The sequence below is a fragment of the Phocaeicola sp. RTP21359st1_B8_RTP21360_211022 genome (assembly GCF_040911965.1).
Classification (GTDB): Bacteria; Bacteroidota; Bacteroidia; order Bacteroidales; family Bacteroidaceae; genus Phocaeicola; species Phocaeicola vulgatus.
In genome coordinates this window covers 1-23465 of the sequence record NZ_JBDFXP010000052.1, presented here as the reverse complement: position 1 = coordinate 23465, position 23465 = coordinate 1, and the positions used below count along the sequence as shown (strand labels likewise).

At 42.5% G+C, this 23465-nt stretch carries 13 protein-coding genes; 7 read left to right on the top strand and 6 right to left on the bottom strand.

Going from position 1 to position 23465, the window contains the following annotated elements; genetic code table 11:
- Positions 1-8: 8 nt before the first annotated feature.
- The 6 genes from rsgA (at position 9) to AB5062_RS19540 (ending at position 9255) form a co-directional block, all read left to right on the top strand.
- A complete protein-coding gene (gene rsgA / locus AB5062_RS19565; protein ID WP_005839841.1) occupies positions 9-941 on the top strand; it encodes a ribosome small subunit-dependent GTPase A in 933 nt (310 codons plus the stop codon).
- 13 nt (positions 942-954) lie between these two features.
- Positions 955-1974: a M28 family metallopeptidase gene (locus tag AB5062_RS19560; protein ID WP_368326896.1), complete on the top strand. Its 1020-nt coding sequence runs from the start codon at positions 955-957 to the stop codon at positions 1972-1974.
- A gap of 86 nt (positions 1975-2060) precedes the next feature.
- Positions 2061-3137 (top strand): efflux RND transporter periplasmic adaptor subunit, encoded by a 1077-nt coding sequence (locus tag AB5062_RS19555; protein WP_005849123.1) that lies wholly within the window; start codon positions 2061-2063, stop codon positions 3135-3137.
- Between the two features lie 19 nt (positions 3138-3156).
- Positions 3157-6192, top strand: coding sequence for an efflux RND transporter permease subunit (locus AB5062_RS19550; protein WP_118292504.1), 3036 nt, complete (start codon positions 3157-3159; stop codon positions 6190-6192).
- On the top strand, positions 6189-7508 hold the full coding sequence (locus tag AB5062_RS19545) for a TolC family protein (RefSeq protein ID WP_005839834.1): 1320 nt from the start codon (positions 6189-6191) through the stop codon (positions 7506-7508). The genes AB5062_RS19550 and AB5062_RS19545 overlap by 4 nt, the downstream gene beginning before the upstream one ends.
- Before the next feature lie 88 nt (positions 7509-7596).
- Complete coding sequence (locus tag AB5062_RS19540) at positions 7597-9255, top strand: amino acid permease (protein ID WP_008669383.1); 1659 nt, start codon at positions 7597-7599, stop codon at positions 9253-9255.
- A gap of 172 nt (positions 9256-9427) precedes the next feature.
- Here AB5062_RS19540 and AB5062_RS19535 read toward each other — a convergent pair whose 3' ends face one another.
- Together AB5062_RS19535 and AB5062_RS19530 are read right to left on the bottom strand one after the other, a co-directional pair.
- The gene (locus tag AB5062_RS19535) at positions 9428-11584 is read right to left on the bottom strand and encodes an alpha-N-acetylglucosaminidase (RefSeq protein ID WP_118413825.1); all 2157 of its coding nucleotides are present in this window, start codon (positions 11582-11584) and stop codon (positions 9428-9430) included.
- 102 nt (positions 11585-11686) lie between these two features.
- Positions 11687-13330, bottom strand: a complete 1644-nt coding sequence (locus AB5062_RS19530; RefSeq protein ID WP_005839827.1) for a fumarate hydratase — start codon at positions 13328-13330, stop codon at positions 11687-11689.
- Between the two features lie 138 nt (positions 13331-13468).
- On the opposite strand from AB5062_RS19530, the gene AB5062_RS19525 reads away from it, so the two are divergent.
- The gene (locus tag AB5062_RS19525) at positions 13469-15376 is read left to right on the top strand and encodes a CocE/NonD family hydrolase (RefSeq protein ID WP_005839825.1); all 1908 of its coding nucleotides are present in this window, start codon (positions 13469-13471) and stop codon (positions 15374-15376) included.
- Positions 15377-15523: 147 nt separating this feature from the next.
- Here the strand turns inward: AB5062_RS19525 and AB5062_RS19520 are convergent, their stop codons facing one another.
- The 4 genes from AB5062_RS19520 to AB5062_RS19505 all read right to left on the bottom strand — a co-directional run bounded on the left by AB5062_RS19520 (position 15524) and on the right by AB5062_RS19505 (position 23450).
- Entirely contained in the window at positions 15524-17509 is a 1986-nt protein-coding gene (locus AB5062_RS19520; protein WP_005839823.1) for a DUF4954 family protein, read from the bottom strand.
- A gap of 13 nt (positions 17510-17522) precedes the next feature.
- On the bottom strand, positions 17523-18776 hold the full coding sequence (hflX, locus tag AB5062_RS19515) for a GTPase HflX (RefSeq protein WP_005839821.1): 1254 nt from the start codon (positions 18774-18776) through the stop codon (positions 17523-17525).
- Positions 18777-18867: 91 nt separating this feature from the next.
- Positions 18868-20454, bottom strand: coding sequence for a RagB/SusD family nutrient uptake outer membrane protein (locus AB5062_RS19510; protein ID WP_005839819.1), 1587 nt, complete (start codon positions 20452-20454; stop codon positions 18868-18870).
- A 23-nt stretch (positions 20455-20477) separates the two neighbouring features.
- Complete coding sequence (locus AB5062_RS19505; protein ID WP_117848897.1) at positions 20478-23450, bottom strand: TonB-dependent receptor; 2973 nt, start codon at positions 23448-23450, stop codon at positions 20478-20480.
- Between the last annotated feature and the right edge of the window lie 15 nt (positions 23451-23465).

Below are 23465 nucleotides of genomic sequence, written 5' to 3'. Positions count from 1 at the left end.
TTTAATTTATGAAAGGACTAGTAATAAAAAACACAGGCAGCTGGTATCTTGTCAAAACAGAAGACGGACGTACCATCGAATGCAAGATCAAAGGAAATTTCCGTTTAAAGGGTATTCGGAGTACCAATCCCATTGCTGTAGGAGATTATGTACAAATCATTATCAACAATGAAGGAACCGCCTTCATCAGTGAGATAGAAGACCGCAAGAACTATATCATCCGGCGCGCCTCCAACCTTTCCAAACAATCGCACATACTGGCTGCCAATCTGGATCAATGTATGCTGATTGTTACAATTAATTATCCCGAAACCTCAACTATATTCATTGACCGTTTTCTAGCCACCGCGGAAGCATACCGTGTACCCGTCAAACTGATATTCAATAAGACAGACAGGTATAATGAGGATGATACACGCTATATGGATGCTCTGATAAACCTGTACACATACATCGGTTACCCTTGCTTCAAAGTTTCCGCACTGAACAACATAGGTACAGATGAAGTGAAAAAAGACCTGGAAGGGAAGGTCACTTTGCTTTCCGGCAACTCAGGAGTAGGGAAATCAACATTAATCAACGCCATTTTACCTGAACAAACTTTGAAAACAGGTGAAATATCCGATTACCATAACAAGGGAATGCATACCACAACCTTTTCCGAAATGTTCCCGGTAGACGGCGGCGGATACATCATCGACACTCCGGGTATCAAAGGTTTCGGAACATTCGATATGGAAGAAGAGGAAGTAGGACATTACTTTAAAGAAATATTTGAATATTCCGCTCATTGCAAGTATGGAAACTGCACCCATAGGCACGAGCCCGGATGCGCCGTACGCGATGCAGTGGAGAAACATCTAATCAGCGAGTCACGCTATACTTCTTACCTGAATATGTTGGAAGACAAGGAAGAAGGCAAGTATCGCGCCGCTTACTAAAAACCACAACTTTATGAAAAAACACCTCTTAGCTATTGCACTGTTTGCATTATGCACCACCGGGCTGAATGCCGCTTCTCCTAAAAAAGTAGCTCCTGAAAAAAAAGGAGTAGAAACCATCAACCGTGCCACAGCCGAAGCACATATCGGCTTTTTGGCCTGTGACGAACTGGAAGGACGCGAAGCCGGATGGAAAGGTGGACGCATTGCAGGCAATTATATCATTTCCTGCCTGAAACAGATGGGAATAAAGCCACTGGACGGAGACTATATACAGCCCTTTGACGTGTATCATGCTGAACGGCAAGTGAAAGGGAAACGCTGGCAAGTACATCCCGATTCTATTGCGGAACTGAAAAAAGTGGTATATCAAAAATTGGCATTACGTAATATCTTAGGTAAAATAGAAGGAAAGAATCCAAATGAAATTGTCATTATCGGTGCACATTACGACCACATAGGCTACGATCCGATGCTGGAAGGAGATCAGATTTATAACGGTGCAGATGATAATGCATCAGGCGTTCAAGCCGTATTACAGGTAGCCCGTGCTTTTCTTGCTACCGGCGAGCAGCCGGAACGTACCGTTATCTTCGCTTTTTGGGATGGTGAGGAAAAGGGATTGCTGGGCTCCCGTTATTTCGCCATGAACTATCCGGATATTAAAAAGGTAAAAGGCTATCTGAACTATGACATGATAGGACGTAACAGCCGGGAGGACCAGCCCGATTATTTCGTTTACTTCTATACCGCAGCCCATCAGGCCTTCGGTGACTGGCTGAAAAAAGATATTGAGGATTACCGCTTGCAGTTATCCCCTGACTACCGGGCTTGGGACAATCCGGTGGGAGGCAGCGACAACGGCACGTTCGCCAAACTGGGAATACCTATTATATGGTATCACACTGATGCCCATCCCGATTATCACCTTCCGGGAGATGAAACACAGAAAATCAATTGGCTGAAGATAGTCGATATAACCAAAGCCTCTTTCCTTGCGATGTGGAAACTGGCAAACGAAAAAAAATATTAAAAAAGAACGTGGCGTTTAAACTGAACGCCACGTTTTTTTATCTAATCTTACATTAACGTATTTATTAAACCCATATAGAAAGGCACATGAACAAACGAATCAAATGGGGCATCATTATATTAATCGGAGCCGGCTTGGCCGGACTAGGCATCTATCAATTTACCCCTCACGAAAATGAAGAACTGACAGCCGCCGACGCGTTGCCTAAAGAAAACAAGCAACGCACATTGAAAGTCAATGCACAAGTCATAAAACCACACTTGCTGACAGATGAAATATTGGTGACCGGACGCCTGGTTCCTGACGAAGAAGTGAGTCTGTCTTTTGAAACCTCCGGAAAGATCACCGATATTTTTTTCACAGAAGGCACATTGGTAAAACGAGGAGAATTACTTGCCAAAGTAAACGACCGGCAGTTACAGGCTCAGTTAAAACGTCTGGAAGCACAAATACCTTTAGCCGAAGACCGTGTGTTCCGCCAAAACGCCCTGTTAAAACGAGATGCGGTCAGTAAAGAAGCATACGAACAGGTAAAAACCGAACTTGCCACCCTTAACGCTGATATCGAAAATATCAAAGCCAACATTGACATGACCGAACTCCGCGCACCATTCGACGGTATCATCGGATTGAGGCAGGTCAGTACGGGAGCATACGCCTCCCCCACCACTGTAGTAGCCAGACTGACCAAAGTGACTCCATTGAAAGTAGAGTTCGCTGTACCGGAACGTTATGCCCGGGAAATAAAAAAAGGGACTAATCTGGAATTCAAAGTAGAAGGAAAACTGGATACCTATCATGCACAGGTTTATGCAACCGAATCCAGTATAGATATGGAAACCCATTCATTGAACATCCGTGCCATCTACCCCAACCGCAACGGCGAACTGCTGGCAGGCAGATATGCAGATATTCAATTAAAACAAAAAGAAATAGAAGATGCGATAGCGATTCCATCCGAAGCGATTGTCCCCGAAATGGGTAAAAATAAAGTATTTGTTTATCGTAGCGGAGTTGCAGACCCTGTAGATGTTATCATAGGTCTTCGTACCGAAGCCGAAGTACAGATTGTACGAGGATTGTCTGTGGGTGATACCATCCTGACATCGGGTACACTGCAATTACGTAAGGGAATGCCTGTGGAACTTCAGGCCATTAACTAACAACTAAAAAAATACTTTTATGAATATTTCCGAACTTAGTATCCGTAGGCCTGTGCTTGCCACCGTGCTTACCATCATCATATTACTTTTCGGACTGATCGGTTACAATACATTGGGAGTCCGCGAATATCCTTCAGTAGATAATCCGATCATCTCTGTTACCTGTAGTTACTCGGGTGCCAATGCCGATGTAACCGAGAATCAGATAACCGAGCCTTTGGAACAAAACATCAACGGTATTCCGGGAATCCGTTCTTTGTCCAGTGTCAGCCAACAAGGGCAATGCCGTATCACAGTGGAATTTGAATTATCCGTCGATTTGGAAACTGCCGCCAATGACGTACGCGACAAAGTGTCCCGCGCACAACGTTACCTGCCACGCGACTGTGACCCTCCTACTGTATCCAAGGCTGATGCCGATGCAACGCCTATCCTGATGGTAGCTATCCAAAGTGACAGCCGCTCTCTGTTGGAACTGAGTGAAATAGCAGACTTGACCGTAAAAGAACAACTGCAAACCATTTCGGATGTAAGCAGCGTATCTATTTGGGGAGAAAAACGTTACTCCATGCGCCTATGGCTCGACCCCACCAAAATGGCAGGATATGGTATTACTCCGGTAGATGTAAAGAACGCGATAACCAATGAAAATATAGAACTCCCCTCGGGCAGCATTGAAGGTAATACCGTAGAATTGACCTTACGCACCATGGGACAAATGCACACCGCTAAAGAATTCAATAACATCATATTAAAAGAAGTAGGCGGAAGAGTGGTCCGTTTCAGCGATATCGGTTACGCCGAACTAGGTCCGGCAGATATCAAGAGTTACATGAAAATGAACGGAGTGCCGATGGTAGGTGTCGTTGTCATTCCACAACCCGGTGCCAACCATATCGAAATCGCCGATGCCGTATACCAGCGTATGGAGCAGATGAAGAAGGACTTGCCCGACGATGTGAAATACAGCTATGGCTTTGACAACACTAAGTTTATCCGCGCTTCCATTGATGAAGTAAAAAGTACGGTGTATGAAGCGTTCGTACTGGTTATCATCATCATTTTCCTGTTCTTGCGCGACTGGCGCGTGACACTGATTCCCTGCATCGTGATTCCGGTTTCATTGATCGGAGCTTTCTTTGTGATGTACATAGCAGGTTTCTCCATCAATGTGCTGACCATGCTGGCGGTGGTATTGTCCGTAGGTTTGGTAGTGGATGACGCCATCGTTATGACAGAAAATATCTATATCCGCATAGAACGAGGTATGCGTCCGTTCGAAGCAGGAATAGAAGGGGCAAAAGAAATTTTCTTCGCTGTTATCTCCACCACTATCACCTTGGTGGCAGTGTTCCTGCCCATCGTATTTATGGAAGGAACCAGCGGACGTCTGTTCCGTGAGTTCAGTTTCGTTGTGGCAGGTTCGGTCGTCATTTCTTCCTTTGCCGCATTAACGTTCACCCCTATGCTGGCAACCAAGCTATTGATAAAACGGGAAAAACAGGGATGGTTCTACCAAAAGACAGAGCCTTTCTTTGAAGGTATGAACCGCATATATGCCCGTTCACTGAACGCTTTTCTTAAAAGACGCATATGGGCAATACCTGTTACAGTGATTATGTTGATAGCCATCGGAGTACTTTGGGTCCAGATACCCGCTGAAATGGCTCCGATGGAAGACCGGTCGCAAATAAGTATCAATACCCGTGCAGCCGAAGGCGCCAGCTATGAATACATCCGTGATTATACGGAAGATATCAACAATCTGGTAGATTCTATTATACCTGATGCCGAATCTGTAACCGCACGTGTTTCCAGTGGCAGTGGAAATATACGTATCACATTGAAAGATATCAAAGATCGTGATTACACCCAGATGGAAGTTGCCGAACGTATCTCACAGGCCATCCGCAACAAGACGAAAGCACGTGCCTTTGTGCAACAACAGTCTTCTTTCGGCGGACGGAGAGGAAGTATGCCCGTACAATATGTACTACAAGCTGTCAGTATAGAAAAACTGGAGAAAGTATTACCGGCTTTTTTAAGCAAAGTATATGACAACCCTACTTTCCAGATGGCGGACGTGGACCTGAAGTTCAGCAGCCCGGAAATGAGAGTGAATATTAACCGTGATAAGGCAGGTACAATGGGAGCCACCGTGCGTGATATAGCCGAAACACTGCAATACGGTCTCAGCGGACAACGTATGGGCTATTTTTATATGAATGGAAAACAATATGAGATTTTGGGTCAGATAAACCGCCAACAACGTAATACACCGGCCAATATCAAATCTATTTACATACGAAGCGACAAAGGGGAAATGATTCAATTGGACAATCTGGTAGAATTTGTAGAATCCGTAGCTCCTCCTAAATTGTACCACTACAACCGTTTTATTTCCGCTACCGTATCTGCCGGACTGGCAGATGGAAAGACCATCGGACAAGGCTTGGAAGAAATGGATAAAATCGCCGCCCAGACTTTGGACGAAACTTTCCGTACCGCCTTGTCGGGAGACTCCAAAGACTATCGGGAAAGTTCATCCAGCCTGATGTTTGCTTTCATTCTGGCATTGATACTTATCTATCTTATTCTGGCGGCACAGTTCGAAAGTTTCAAGGACCCTTTCATCATCATGCTTACCGTTCCTCTGGCCATTGCAGGAGCACTGATTTTCATGTATGCCGGTGGCATTACCATGAACATATTCAGCCAGATCGGTATTATTATGCTGATTGGTCTGGTAGCAAAGAATGGTATCTTGATTGTGGAATTTGCCAATCAGAAACAAGAATCCGGTGAAAACAAGATGCAGGCCATACGGGATGCCGCTTTGCAACGCTTGCGCCCTATTCTCATGACAAGTGCCTCTACCGTATTAGGCTTGATCCCGCTGGCATTCGCAACAGGAGAAGGCGCCAACCAACGTATCGCCATGGGTACGGCTGTTGTGGGAGGAATGTTAGTATCTACTTTCCTGACCATGTATATCGTACCGGCTATTTATAGTTATATATCTACCAACCGAAACGTTAAAACAGAAACTGTATGAAACGAATCATTATAACTTTATGTATCTGTACTGCATGGGTGGCTTCCACCTATGCGCAATATCCTTATACGCTGAAAAAATGTCTGGAGGAAGGACTTGCAAACAATTATTCCATACGTATCACCCGTAATGAAGAACAGATCAGCCATAACAATGCCACATTAGCAAATGCCGGTTATCTGCCGACTGTTGATTTGTCTGCCGGATATACAGGAACGTTGGACAATACGGATACCAAGAGTAGAAGTACAGGCACTACAGCCAGTGAACGAAACATCTACGACCAAACCTTAAAGGCCGGACTGGATGTAAACTGGACTCTGTTCGACGGATTCAATATCAGCACCACCTACAAAAAACTGAAGGAACTGGAACGCCAGGGAGAAACCAACACGCGTATTACCCTTGAAGACTTCATAGCGGGACTCACTGCCGAATACTATAATTATGTACAACAGGAAATACGTCTGAAGAACTTCCTTTACGCTGTGTCTTTATCCAAAGAACGCCTGCGCATTGTAGAAGAACGATACCATATCGGTAATTTTTCCCGGCTGGATTATCAACAAGCCAAAGTGGACTTCAATGCAGACAGTGCACAATATATGAAACAACAGGAACTGGTGGTTACCTCACGTATCAACCTGAACGAGTTAATGGCCGTACAGGAAGTCAACCGACCGCTACGTGTCAATGACTCCATTATAACAGTGAATGATGCGCTGAATTACGATGAATTATGGGAATCCACCCTCAAGACGAATGCCAACCTGCTGAAAGCTGATCAAAATACAACAATTGCCCAATTGGATTACCGTCAGGTTCTATCCCGTAATTATCCCTATGTAAAATTGAACGCCGGTTATGGCTATACATTCAACAAATATGAAACAAACGCCACCAGCCGGAGAAGCAATTGGGGACTAAACGGAGGAATTACCGTAGGCATTAACCTATGGGATGGTAACCGTCGCCGTGAAAAGCGCAATGCCAGCCTGCAAATACGTAACTCGCAACTGGAAAGAGAACAGCTGGAATTGGGCTTGAAAGCGGATTTAAGCAATCTGTGGCAGGCCTATCGCAATAATTTACGTTTATTAAATTTGGAACGCCAGAATCTGGTTGCCGCCCGTGAAAACCATGAAATAGCCAAAGAACGTTATCTGCTGGGAGATCTCTCCGGCATCGAGATGCGTGAAGCCCAAAAGAGCCTGCTTGATGCGGAAGAACGTATTTTGTCTGCTGAATATAACACCAAAGTCTGTGAAATTTCCCTGCTCCAACTAAGTGGAAGAATAACGAAATATCTCGAATAATCGTTATAGCCTTTACTTATAGCTTGTAATTCAGGGCAGTTATCCGTACCTTTGCACACAATTATCACTAAATATGTTGTAAAAAGATATGGGATTATTTATCAAGAAGCCTTTTGCTGCATTACAAGCCGAAGCCAATGAATCTGGAAACAAGACCCTGAAAAGAGTCTTGGGACCATGGAGCTTGATCGCATTAGGAGTAGGTGTTATCATCGGTGCCGGATTATTCTCCATCACCGGAACAGTAGCCGCAGGATACACAGGGCCTGCCATTACTTTATCTTTCGCCATAGCGGCAATAGGTTGTTGCTTTGCCGGTTTATGTTATGCCGAGTTTGCTTCCATGATACCTGTAGCAGGTAGTGCTTATACATACTCATATGCTACAATGGGCGAACTTATAGCATGGATTATCGGCTGGGATCTAGTATTGGAATATACTGTTGCCGCTACTACCGTCAGTATCAGCTGGAGCAGATATCTCGTTGTTTTTCTGGAAGGAGTGGGGATAAATATCCCCCATGCACTTGCTGCTTGTCCCTGGGACGGAGGTATTGTGAATATACCAGCCGCACTGATTGTAGTGCTGATGAGTATTTTTCTGATTCGTGGAACAGAAGGAAGTTCTATCTTTAACGGCTTCATTGTGTTCCTGAAAGTGGCAGTGATTCTTATTTTCGTTGTATTAGGATGGAAATACATTAATGCAGAGAATTATGTTCCTTATATCCCTGCCAATACTGGTACTTTAGGCGAGTTCGGATTCTCGGGTGTATTGCGTGGAGCAGCGATTGTATTTTTCGCCTTTCTTGGTTTTGATGCCGTAAGTACAGCCGCTCAGGAAACAAAAAATCCGAAACGGGATATGCCCGTCGGCATTCTAGGTTCCCTGCTGATTTGCACCATTCTTTATATGGTGTTTGCTTACGTAATGACGGGAGTTGCCCATTATTCTGACTTTGCAGGACAACAAGGTATCGCACCTGTTGCCGTAGCGATTGACCACATGGGACATGCAGATGCCACAGGAGTAATTCATCCGGATTATCCGTGGTTGAACCGGGCCATCGTACTGGCTATCCTGTTTGGTTACTGCTCGGTTATTATGGTAACTTTGCTAGGACAAAGCCGTGTATTTCTAAGTATGAGCCGCGACGGACTGTTGCCTCCTTTCTTTTCAAAGATTCACGAGAAATACCGGACACCGGCACACAGTAATTTGTTATTCATGGTCATTGTAGGAGGGCTGGCAGCATTTGTTCCGGCACGTGTAGCCGGAGAAATGACCAGTATAGGTACCTTATTCGCCTTCACATTGGTTTGCGCGGCAGTATTGATCGTGCGTAAAAGTATGCCTGACGTACATCGTGCCTTTAAAACTCCTTTTGTTCCCACGGTACCGATTCTGGGCATCCTTACCTGCCTTTGTATGATGTTGTTTCTTCCGGCTGACACTTGGATCCGATTGGTATTATGGATGCTGATAGGTCTGGATGTTTATGCCTGCTATGGAGTAAAACACAGCAAACTGGAACATAACGTAAAACGACGCAAAGGACTCACCATATTGAATATGACAGGAATCGCCCTGTCTGTACTTTCAGTTATTACAGGATTGTGGCATCAACAGACAGTAGGCTGGGAAGAAGACAAGACATTGCTCGCTATTTCGTTCGTCTTTGCGTTCACACATTGCGCATTCTATATGGTACGTATCTGGAAACAGACATCCGAGAAGAAGAAGTAAGCGTTTTCCACACGCTATCTGTTTCCATAACTTTCATTCACCGTAAGGGGTAAATTCAATCCACCCCCTACCGTGAATAAAGTTATCATAGTTTCATACCCATCAGTTCTGAACCCATAATCAAGCCTTATAACCTATGAAAGTCTTAAGTTATCCATAGTAGAAAGAACATTTAAAAAACTTCTTCAAAAATGTTTTTAGCTACTACCACAGTATTTCCTTCAGGAATTGAGGAATAGAATCCTGTTTCTTTAGTCCATGCTTCTTCCAAGGTATAAAAATCAAGTTCCTCCGGTTGCTTTCCATCCAGGACACAAGCTAAATAATCAAAATAAGCCTTCCATCTCATAAAATAGAAATCTTTCAAAATGCCATTCCATTCTTTATGAGCATAATCACGAAGTCCGCCTTGATCTGCCGCTACACGATTTCCCCATGTAGTAATCTGAACACGTGCATTCCATTCGTATAATGCTTTTTCTTCCTGGGTCTGTCCTGCTGAACGTGCCGCTTCAATCCAAGTTCCAACCTTGAATTCTTTCCGGGTACCCAGCAACTGGTCTTGCAATAGAATAAGATGCAGAAAATGCTGTGAAGCCAACTCAAATACTTGCTTGTCTCCTGCCCGAAACGCAGCCGTTACCACTTTTTGCATCAAACGCCCCTTTTCTGCCAATGCCTGCCGGAGCACATCCACCAAATCGAACTCAAAATTATTATTACCCTGATATTTATCAGCCACAGAAACCATCAGTCGGGCAGCCTCTATCACATCCTGCGGATTATAGTATTCTTTCATCTCCGACCAACTGGATACCTGATATACATCCAACCCCGGACGAGCGCAGAATACCGACTCATGCGTTCCCTGTTGTATTTTCTCCTTGGGACTATTATAAATACCGTTACCTAATAAATCCCAAACTTGTTGCAAAGCCTCATCCTCTACCCCATAACGAGCATATACGTATCCTTTCAACCACTCATCACGAGTAAACCGATGTTCACGCCATGGCAATTCCATCACCAGCTCATACATAACCGGATTGTTCTCAATACCTTCCGGAGTCATCCCTACTCCACGCAATGTCCTTCCGGCATGAACATCTGCTTTCGCGTCATAAAAGCCATCAATCAGCGCATCCATTTTACCATGAAGCCCAATGTTACCACCAAAATTCAACAACATGCAGTACACCCACTCATGCTGCCCGTATCCTCCTTTGCGACACCACTCTGACGCCGGGTCCCCCCATTGCGGACGGCATTCGCTATGCAAGTCCAAGACTAACAGGTCTCCTGCTTCCAGATGCTCTATCATCGGAGTACGAGGATTGTCCTGCCATGCCTGAGCCACCCACACAGCATCCGGATTTGTTTTTTTCATGGCTTTCATGATGGCTTTACCGGCTACATCCAAATTTACTCCTTGAGTACTTCCCCCTTCATGAAACGGATCAATAGCGTAAAAACCAGTTTTTCCATACAGTTTTGTCAGTTCTCTATAATACAAAGCAGAGATTTCTTCAAAGCGTTCATCCTCCGGCTGTAAAAAGGCAGGACGATGATAGCTGCACCAAAATCCGGGATCAGCAACATTCAATCCTAATTTCTCCTTTGCATTATGAGGAACCATGCCACAATATCCCGGCAACACAGGTTCGATGCCATATTCACGCATTCTTTTTACAATCTTCTTCTGAAGTTTTTCCTGACGGGTATACCAACTTTCAGGATTAGGTCCTCCCCACCCTTCCAGATTATTCATCAACCACCAAGCTGTAAAACCCGGTCCGGCTACAAATTCATTAATTTCATCCTTAGTATATCCCAGTTTTAGAAGTACATTTCTCCAAACCGACTCAGTCCCTGTCAATGCCAGGGAAAGATTGATGCCGTGAAGCGCCATCCAATCTATCTCCTTTTCCCAACGCTCCCAGTCCCAAAAAGCCATGGAATAAGAGAAAGTACAATAATTCAGATCATAACGATAGGGCAGATCCGTTTCATGCCGTTCCTTTTTAGTCACAGGGGGCAAAACAGCAGGCAGTTTTGCAGTCATTCCATTCCAAGAAAGATGTATGCCTGCATAATATTTCAAATACCAATTCAATCCGGTAGCAATATTTACATAGTCATTACCCCGGATAATTACTTTATCACCTTTCTGATCGAGTTCAAAAAAATCAGTTTCCGATTTCTGACGTTCAATAATAAATTTGGAGGAAGCTCCTTTGTCGATGCGCTCTAATAATCCTGTAACAGGAGAAGAAAATAAGTTGCTTGTCATCCATAACAGCACAAACAACAATCGTAGTTTTTTCATCATATTATTAAGGTAACGGATAACACCAATTAAATAAAAAACAGAACAGCCCCCTCGCCTTTAAAGGGAGGAAGGCTGTATTAGTATTATTACGGAATAATTTAATTATTTACAATTTCCAAGGCAACGCGGCTTCAACTGCTTGAAGAAGTCATTACCTTTATCGTCCACCAAAATGAATGCCGGGAAATCTTCCACTTCAATTTTCCAGATAGCTTCCATACCCAATTCCGGATATTCCACACACTCAATGCTCTTGATATTATTCTGAGCAAGGATAGCAGCCGGACCACCAATAGAGCCCAGATAGAAACCGCCATACTTCTTACAAGCATCCGTTACCTGCTGGCTACGATTACCTTTTGCCAACATTATCATGCTACCGCCATGTGACTGGAACAAATCCACATACGGGTCCATACGTCCTGCTGTAGTGGGACCCATAGAACCACAAGCCATACCTTCCGGAGTCTTTGCCGGACCGGCATAATAGATAGGATGATCTTTGATATACTGCGGCAAATCTTCGCCACGATCCAAACGCTCTTTCAATTTAGCATGAGCGATATCGCGACCTACAATAATGGTTCCGTTCAATGACAGACGGGTAGCTACCGGATACTTGGTCAATTCTTTCAGGATATCCGCCATCGGTTGGTTCAAATCAATCTTAACCACATCGCCTTCACCGGCTTCACGGAGTTCTGCCGGAATCAGCTCACCCGGTTTATCATCCATCTTTTCAATCCAGATACCATCTTTATTGATCTTACATTTTATATTACGGTCAGCAGAACAGGAAACGCCCAGACCGATAGGACAAGAAGCACCGTGACGAGGCAAGCGGATGATGCGGACATCGTGAGCCATATACTTACCACCAAACTGTGCACCCAAGCCAATCTTATAAGCTTCTTCCAATACTTGTTTTTCCAGTTCCACATCGCGGAAAGCACGCCCGTATTCATTACCGGTAGTAGGCAACTCGTCATAATAGTGAGTAGAAGCTAGCTTAACAGTCAGCAAGTTCTTCTCTGCCGATGTACCACCGATTACAAATGCAATATGATAAGGAGGACAAGCAGCCGTACCCAAAGTCTTCATTTTTTCAACAAGGAAAGGAACCAATGTAGCCGGATTCAATACAGCTTTCGTTTCCTGATATAAATAGGTCTTGTTCGCCGAACCACCACCTTTAGTCACACAAAGGAACTTGTATTCCATACCTTCAGTAGCTTCCAAATCAATTTGTGCAGGCAGGTTACATTTGGTGTTCACCTCATCGTACATAGTCAAAGGAGCATTCTGAGAATAACGAAGATTTTCTTCCGTATAAGTCTTATAAACTCCCAAGGAAAGGGCTTCTTCATCACAATAGCCGGTCCATACCTGCTGACCTTTCTCACCATGGATAATAGCAGTACCCGTATCTTGACAAAGAGGTAATTTGCCTTTAGCTGAAACTTCCGCATTACGCAAGAAAGTCAATGCTACATACTTATCGTTATCACTGGCTTCGGGATCACTCAGAATCTTAGCAACCTGTTCATTGTGTGAACGGCGAAGCAAGAAAGAAACATCACGGAAAGCAGCGTTAGCCATAGCAGTCAGACCTTCTTTTTCAATCTTCAAGATAGGTTTTCCTTCAAACTCACTTACTGACACATAATCTTTAGTCAGCAAATAATACTCGGTTTTATCAGGTCCCAACGGGAACATGTGCTGATAGTGGAACGGAGGTGTTGCCATATTGATACTTATTTTAGTTAAAAGTTATTAGTGTGACAAAGGTAGTAACTATTATCGAAATTTTTCCTTAATTAGCGTGAAAACTTTCAAGGAATGTCCTTACCTTTGCCAACTCATTAAAATAACATCACATTATACATGAAAAGATTAGGCAAATTCTTATTTATTACTTCATTACTGTTATGCTTTCTCATCCCTCGAGGATGGACACAAACCCAAGCAAAAAACCAACCGGACAGTATCGAACTCAAACTGAAGGAAATCTACACGAAACGGGAAGTCATGATTCCCATGCGTGACGGAATCAAGCTTTACACCGCTGTCTACGAACCGAAAGACAACAGCAGGCAGCATCCTATCCTGATGCACCGCAGCCCTTACTCTTGTTCCCCATACGGAGAAGGATTTGACCGTCATTTCAGAACTAATCTGAAAAACTATATAGAGCACCGATATATTATCGTCTTCCAAGATGTACGTGGACGACATAAGAGTGAAGGAATATTTATCCAAGTACGCCCTCTCAACAAAAACAAAAAGGGTAAGAAAGATAAAAAGAATATAGACGAAGCTACGGACACATACGATACCATAGAATGGTTGATTCACAACACATATAATAACGGAAATGTAGGAACATGGGGAATCAGTTATGATGGTTTCTATGCCACTATGACAGCCTCCTCCAATCATCCGGCTTTGAAAGCTGTTTCTCCGCAAGCTCCCGTTACTGACTGGTTCCGTGGAGATGACCGTCATCACAACGGAGCCTTCACCCTGCTGCAAACCACTAATTTCCTTCCCAGACTGGAAGGACGCCACATGGGAAAAGGAGTGATGAACCAAATTGTAAAGAATGATGTTTACACAGATTTTCTGGCACTCGGTACCTTTAAGAATGTAGACGACCTGGTACGTGATACCACACAGACATTGTGGAATGATATCAAAAACCATCCTGATTTCGATGATTTCTGGAAAGAGCGCGATGCACGCACCTCCTGTTATAACTTGAAGCCAGCCATATTGGTGGTAGGTGGACTGTATGACTCCGAAGACTGTTACGGAGCCTGGAATCTTTATAAAGCCATCAAAGAGCAATCACCGGACACAGATTTATATCTGACATTCGGTCCTTGGTGGCATGGAGCATGGACAGTACGCGGGTTCCAAGGTTTCGGTAATCTGTATTTCGGTAAAAGCACTTCGGCTTATTACATGGACAAAATAGAATATCCTTTTTTCCGATATTTCCTGGAAGGAAAGGGAGAAAAGCCCAAGCATAAAGTAAATATATTCCATACAGGTGAAAACGAATGGAAAACATACAACGAATGGCCTGTACAAAAGACTGCCGGTACACCTTATTATATACATAAAAACGGATCAGTATCCACACAAGCACCGGCAGAACAAGAGTCTTATTCAGAATATATTTCAGATATGTCACATCCGGTACCCTATACGGCAAACCCTACCACTTACCGGACAAAAGAATTCATGGTAGATGACCAACGCTTTGCTACTTCACGTCCCGATGTCATTACTTTCATGACGGAGCCGCTATGTGATACATTAACATTGGCCGGTCCTATAGAAGTGGAATTAATGACTGCCATCAGTAGTACTGACGCTGATTTTATGGTGAAAGTAATTGATGTATATCCTGAAAAATTTGAATATTCCAAAACTGCACGCAGTTATTTAAAGAGTGACTACCCAATGAGTGGGTACCAGCTGATGATTCGTGGCGAATTATTCAGAGGACGCTTCCGTAAGGGATTCGACAATCCCCTGCCTTTCAAACCGGAAGAAATAACTCCGGTTAATTACACACTGTATGATGTGGCACACACATTCCTGCCGGGACACAGACTGATGATTCAAATTCAAAGTTCCTGGTTCCCCATTATTGACCGCAATCCACAAAGGTTTATTGATACCTATCATTGTACGGTAGAAGATTTTGTGATGAAACAAAAGATCAAAATTTATCATCAGCAAGGAGCTGCAAGCAGAGTTATACTACCTGTGGTAAAAAAATAAAAAGGAAGTATCCCAACAAGCTCAAATGTCATCCAATAGCAAGAGCCGTATGACTACTCCAGCATTCATACGGCTCTTTTTATATGTAACTACCATCTGTAACTTTTCCGAAGGTTCATCTTAGTCTGGATACTCTCATCAAAAATATCATATAGAAGCAATCCGTTCTATCAACTCGTTACCCAACGCTGTTTTCGCTTCAATATGCTGCAATACCGCTGTCACAAACGGATTACTTTCAAATACCCCACGCACCTGTTCAAAATCCTGCTCCATTTCTTCACGTGATCCATCTGCACCGAACCCCGTCATAGCAGACAAAGAAAATTCCTTTTTCGCATCGGCATAGACCATTTTATCCAATCCGACAACAGCCTCCTGCCACTTCTTCACGATAGCAATAACATCCTTTGCCGTTATTTCATCGGAACGCAGATTATAAAACTCAAGCATCTTCCCATACGCCCATGTCCACTCGTATGTATAATAATTACGATGCATCTCAACAAAACGGTCATGAATCTGATCCACATTAGTCAGGATTCCAGATTCTATATCTGCCATCAACTTCTCTATTTCACTTTTAGGAGCGATCAATCCGGAAATATCCACCCATTCTCCTGTCCCTATCTCTGTATCAGGAATCAACCGGGCACGGATTTCCTCATCACTGCTAAAACGAACCTCCTCCAAACGCTTGATTAATGAATTACCCAAAAATTTATGAATAGCCGTTTCATAAAAACGAATGCCATTATTTAAAGAAGAATTCTTAATTTTCGCACTTTGGTAAGAGTAAGTTTCTGAAGTTTCTCCGGATACTTTACGTAATTCTTTCAGAATACTACGCCCTTTCATCATTTTCTGAATAGTATAGGGACTCAACAGGTTATAATTAATCTGATCCAAACGGTTCGGATCTTTACGTTTGTCACGTTTAGGCCACTTTTGAGCATCCCGAATCGTACCTACACTCCGCAAATTCACCCCTGGCACCAGATAAGTGGTATTTTGCTGCTCTATCAGATAAGAAAAAGGCAGATTAGAAGTATCGGCATGATTCACATGACGCCCCATAACCAAAGAAAATGCACCTACACGTGCGGGCCATAAAATATAAGAATCGGAAGTAGTCTTCGCCCCACGCTCCATAGCTCCCTGATGAATCGGACCTAACTTATACATATGGTTGCTTTGATTAGAGCCGGAACCCGCATTCATAAAAGAGAACATTCCGGCAATCAGCAAAGTAGACTTATGATGAGTCACCGTAAAGGGTCCGGCAAAAATGGCACATGCCTCACCGTTCTCTTCTTGACAATTACTGAAAAACAAAGAATCAGATGCAGAATAGTTATGTCCCAAATGACATGCCTGGCTGATAAAGCAACGGGTCAACATAGTTCCATCTTCCACATTGGAGCCGCTTGATATAATAAAATCATCGCATACCACTCCATAGCCGATATGAATAGGCGCTTGCTCATTACTGTTCAAGCTACCGTTTTTCAATCGTCCCGCCCCTTCTATCTTACAATAATCACCTATTCGTACATTCTTTATATATCCCGCATCAACAATGGTAACATGGTGGCCAATAGTACCTGTATCCGAAGCATTCTCTTCAGCATACCGGTCAATAATGGCTTTCATCCGGCAAATCAATTCAGGACGATGACGGTACAATGCCAGAATATAGGCCTGATGCGCTGACAGACGATCATGAATAGGCACTTCACGTCCACCCGTTTCATTCAATACAGCTACTTCAACGCCATTCCCAAACTTGCTCCGGCCATCTACCAGAATGATATCTACATTCTCTATAAATACATAATCCCCAATGATATAGTTGGCTATATAGTTCTTTATATTCTCAATACAACAATTATCGCCCACCGTTACATTATGCAAAGTCGCATGATACAATCCGGAATGTTTACGCATGCCACCTGCCAACGTAAACTCATCTTCAAAGACCCCCAATCTGACCTTTCCGGAAAAACGGGTATGATAAATATAGTCCGTCTTAAAGTTCTCTACTACTTCAATTTCATCCCAATCAACCGCAGTGCATGATCTCTCTTTTAATTGTTGTATTTCTTCTTGTGTAAGTGAACGATAAGTTTTCATCTTCTATATGTATTTATTCTTCATCATAGGTTTGATAAAGAAAATCGTTATAAGGATACTTCTGTACGTGTAGCTCGCGCACCTTATTATATATAATAGTCTTCAATTCATCCATATTTATTTTCTCTCTGGCAGAAATGAAGATACAATTATCATTCAATTTTGCCATCCATGTCTTCATCAGTTCTTCCAATGTAATATTCTCCCTGGTTTTAGGAGTCAAATCATCCTCTGCTTTCTCTATATAGGTATAAGCATCTATCTTGTTAAAAACAATCATGGTAGGCTTTCCACCTGCCCCCAAATCAGCAATCGTTTTATCAACCACAGAAATTTGTTCCTCAAAATCCGGATGAGAAATATCCACCACATGAATCAGTAGATCAGCTTCACGCACTTCGTCCAAGGTTGATTTAAAGGAATCAACCAAATCCGTTGGTAATTTACGGATAAATCCTACGGTATCTGTAAGCAGAAATGGCAGATTCTCAATAATCACTTTGCGTACTGTGGTGTCCAATGTTGCAAAAAGTTTATTTTCAGCAAAGACCTCGCTTTTTGAAAGCAAATTCATTAAAGTAGATTTTCCCACATTGGTATACCCTACCAAAGCTACACGTATCATACGCCCACGGTTTTTACGTTGAGTGGACTTCTGTTTATCAATTTCAGCCAACCGTTCTTTCAACAATGACATACGATTCAAAATGATACGACGGTCCATTTCCAACTGAGTTTCACCCGGCCCACGTAATCCCACAGAGCCTTTACCTCCACCGGCACCGGATCCACCTCCCTGACGCTCCAAGTGAGTCCACAAACGTTGCAGACGAGGCAGCATATACTTATATTGGGCCAGCTCCACTTGTGTTTTAGCATTTGCAGTTTGAGCCCGCATGGCAAAAATATCCAGAATCAGCGAAGTACGGTCCAAAATCTTCACTTTCAGTTCAGCTTCTATATTACGTATCTGCTTGGCAGAAAGTTCATCATCAAAAATCACCATTCCGACTTCACGCTCATTTTCCTCTTCCTGATGAATATATTCCTTGATTTCTTCCAGCTTTCCTTTACCGACATAGGTCACGGAATTGGCAGCAGGCAGTTTCTGAGTAAACCTTTTCACCACTGTTGCTCCGGCCGTTTCGGCCAAGAACTCCAACTCATCCAAATACTCCTTGGTCTTACGCTCATCTTGTGTCTGAGTAATCAAACCAACTAAGATGGCAGTTTCAACCTGTGCTTCAGAAATTACAAATTCTTTCATTTATCTATCAATCTAAATAAGTTCGCGACAAATATAACAAAAAAAGAGGATGAACGTTGAACGTCATCCTCTTTTTTATTACAGTTATTCCCTATAGTTGTGGTTGTGGAGCAGCCGGATTGTTATCAGTGTCACTGATTCCGGAATTGGTTTCCATTTCACATTGCGGAATCCGATAGATCAGGATCTGCGCTTCTGCTGCTGAATTATATTGTACAGACGGGTCATAATTCGTATTCTTACGAACCACCGGCTTTTTCAAGCGTAGGATATCGAACAGTGAGAAACCTTCTCCCCAAAGTTCCATACGACGCTGCAACCAAACCTCATCCTGAAAATCCTGTGCCGAATTAGCTTTACTTGTAAAGGAAGGATCCCGATATGTCCGTACAAAATTTTCCAATGTACTCTTTCCGCCACTCAGATTACCACCCATGGCTTCTGCCTCAGCCTTTATCAGATACATTTCTTCAACACGCATCAAAGGCCAGTCTGACGCATTGGTTGTGTTACCAAATATACTTTGATAAGCTCCGAACTTTGTATTTACATACGGAGTCAAACCAAAATATTCAACGATGGAAGTACCCTCAATCTGCTCATTATCAATCAATGAAGATTTATTATCCGGAGACAAGAACCATTGTTTACGGATATCTGTTTCGGGTATTAAATCATATAATGCAGAATTCACCTTTCTATATCCATCAGGCACTCCTGAAGTATAACCGTTCCCGGTAAAAGAGCACAAGTGCGAAGGCCAGTTGATAATACCTGTCTGGACAACATCATTATCAGGCGTAATCATCACTCCCCATAACCATGAACTTGCCGATGCTGAATTAAAGGTAGGAGTAGATACCTGGGCTAAAGTCTGAGGTGTACCGCCAGCAATGGCACGTTCTGCATCTTTAGCTGCATCCGCCCATTTTTGCATTAACAGATTAGCACGAGCACGCAATCCGTAAACTACTGCCTCATCAATCTGATCTTTGTTTGAGCCATTATCATACCCGGTCAATAAATCAGCAGCCGTATTCAGGTCACTCATAATCTGGTCATACACCTGCTGTACAGTTGCACGCGGATTATTCTGCATATCTTCATCAGTCATTGTTTCTGTAACAATAGGTACTGCCAGGCTATTTTCATGACCTGCATAAGTAAACTGATAAATTTGAACCAAGTTCAGATAGTCATAAGCACGAGCAGCTAAAGCTTGGCCACGATAAACCTTCAAAGAAGAATCTTCCGTATCTGCCGCTATCAATTTCAATACATTGTTTGCAGCTTTCAAGTGATTATAGAACGTTTTCCAAATCAATTCATCGCTTGAACTATCGTATACTCTGTCACTATAATTCTGAGATGTATTAAACCAGTTATATCCATTAACCAATGCAACCAAATCCTGCCCTCCTGATTCCAATATCATAGATACCGCAGGAATACCATAGTCATTATGATAAGTAGTGGCATCATCTGAAATCGTACCAAAAGTATTTAATTTGGCTGCCATAGCGTTCACTTCAGCAGTTATCAAATTAGGTCTGCCATTGATTATATCTTCTTTCTGTTCTTCAGATATGTAATCTCCTTCAGGAAATTTATCCAAATCGCAAGATGCCATTAATAAAGCGACACTTGCAAATGCTATATATTTATTTGACAATTTCATATTCTTAAAAATGGGTTGCTAAATTAGAAATTTAAAGATATACCTCCGGAAATTGTGCGGATAGGTGAATATACATTGTCAGCAGCCACATAACCTTGACGTGGGTCCAACCCTTTGCGAGCTGTCAGCAAAGCCACATTATCTGCAACAAAGAATACACGGACACCGTCAATCTGCATTTTACGTGTCAGACTCTTCGGCAAAGTATAACCCAATGTAATATTCTGCAAGCTTAAATAATCCGAACTAGTCAAGAAACGATCTGTTAATCTGTTCGTATATTGGTCATTAATATTCATACGAGGAACATCCGTATTTTTATTTTCAGGAGTCCATGCTTTTAACATATCTTTATGCAAAGCACTACCCGTGGCTGCCACATCCATTAATCCTTGATAAGTATAGTCCAGAATACGTCCACCAAGCTGATATGCAAACGAAACAGAGAGATCAAAGCCATAGGCTGTGACACTTGTTCCAAAACCACCATAAACTTTAGGTAAAATGTCACCTGATGCGAATCTGTTTTCAGAAGCGACAGAATAAGATTTCGTAACTGTATTACCATTCTCATCCGGAGTCACCAGCGCCCACAGACTCTCTCCTGTTTCAGAATCCACACCTACATATTTAGGTAAATAAAGCTGGTACATAGACTCATCTTCACGATAAATCCGAGCACCGTCAATCAATTGTCCATTCAGTTCTGGAGATAATTCCAAGACTTTATTCTTAAAATGTGTAAGATTAAAGTTTACATTCCAGGAAAAATTCTTGTTTTCAATTATATTGGAATACAAGTCCAATTCAACCCCACGGTTTACCATTGAACCCACATTCTCAGGAAAACGGGAATAACCCATTGAAGCTGCTACCGGTTTGAAATAAAGCATATCGGTTGTTTTACGTGAGAAGTACTCAACAGAACCACCTAACTTACCACCCCAAAAAGCGAAATCAAATCCAGTATTAAAGCTGTGTGAAGTTTCCCAAGTAATTTCCTTATTACCTTTATAATATAGAGAAGTTGAAAAATCGCCATTACTGTTTGCCAATGTATACTGGTCTTGATACGGATAGTAGTTACGGTACAAACCACCTTGGAACATCAAGTTATCATTACCTTGCAAACCATAGCTGATTTTAAATTTCAACATATCAATCCAAGACTGGTTTTCCAAGAATTTCTCTTTGCTTAATAACCATCCAGCTCCTACAGACCAGAAGTTACCCCAACGATTATCCGGGTGAAAACAAGAAGAAGCATCACGACGGAAAGAAGCTGAAACAAAATACCGTCCATCATAGTCATATTGTGCACGGAACAGCCATCCTTCTGTTGCATAATTACGAGAATATGAATTATTGCTCTGGTTCATAATACCATTGCCTAATTCAGGAACATTCGGATCATACAATTTCTCACGTTGTCCGTACAAATATTGATATTTATAGTCATAACTTTCATGTCCGGCCAAAATATCCACATTATGAACATCATTAAATGTTTTGTTGTATGTCAATAAATACTGCTGATTTACACTAAATGTACGCTCACTAGATACACTGATCAAACCTCCGACTCCGCTAGTTTCAGAATACTGTCCGTAGAAGGGGTTAACCATCTCTGTAGCACGCACATTATTTACATCAACACCTATATTCACTTTTGCCTTGATTCCATTCCAAATATCAATATCAGCAGACCATTTTCCACTAACCACATCACCCGAATATTTCATTTTATCCAGCATATAACTTGCCAACGGATTTGCATTAGGAATCGTATTACGGCTACCATTTGAATCTTGTCCTGGCTTTCCATAATCATAACGAAGGAAACCTCGATTATCTACCATAATATTACCCTGTGCATCACGAACATACATAGGATAAATGGCTCCCATAATATTTGATGCATAAAAGATGTTTGCATTTGATGTACCACCCTCAGTATCCTGTTCACGGCTATCATAATGAGTAAATGATACATTTCCTTCCATCTTCAACCAAGGCTTCACTTGATAGTCAGCTTTCAAACGTGCAGAATAACGTTGGAAACCAGAGTTAGGAACAATTCCCTTATCATCCAAATAGCCGGCCGACATATAATAATTCATTTTTTCAGTCGCACCGCTGATACTTAAATTATACTCTTGACGCAGGTTATTTTCAAAAATTTCATCCGACCAATTATCCGGAGTATAATAATATGTACCATCAGAATAACCTAATGTCGCATTAGGATTCAATTTGCCATCCATACCGATCAGTTGCTGTCCTTGAGGAATGGAATACACCTGATATCCCAAATATGTAGAAGAAAGCATCGCTTGATTAGCGTACGCATTAGCTTTAGCCAAATCTCCGGCTGCCGCATATCCTTTCAAATCGGCATTATAAATAGAAGAATAGTTTAATTCATAGAATGTAGCCGGATCCGTAATTGTTTCATAATTAGGTACTCCACGTTTATTTACACCCCATTTAGCGTCAAAAGTGACACGGGCTTCCCCACTCTTACCACGCTTGGTAGTAATCAAGATTACACCATTGGCACCACGTGCACCATACAGAGCGTTAGAAGCAGCATCTTTCAACACTGTCATTGATTCTATATCAGAAGTACTGATAGCAGAAATTTCACCATCATACGGAACTCCATCTACCACATACAAAGGCTTGTTACTAGCCGATATAGATCCAATACCACGAATACGCACTTCAGCATCTTTGCCCGGCTGACCATTATTACTCGTAGTTTGTACTCCGGCTACTTGACCCGCCAAAGCATTTGTCACATTTGAAGTTTGTCTCGTCGCTATTTTTTCATTTTTTATAGTAGCAGCCGAACCTGTAAATGCAGATTTTTTCGCTGTACCATAAGCCACCACCATTACCTCTTCAAGCTGTTCTGTATCAGACTTTAATACAATATTCAAGTTTGCTTTAACTGGCACTTCTTGTGTAGCCATTCCGATAAAGGAAACTACCAAAGTCTTTGCGGAACT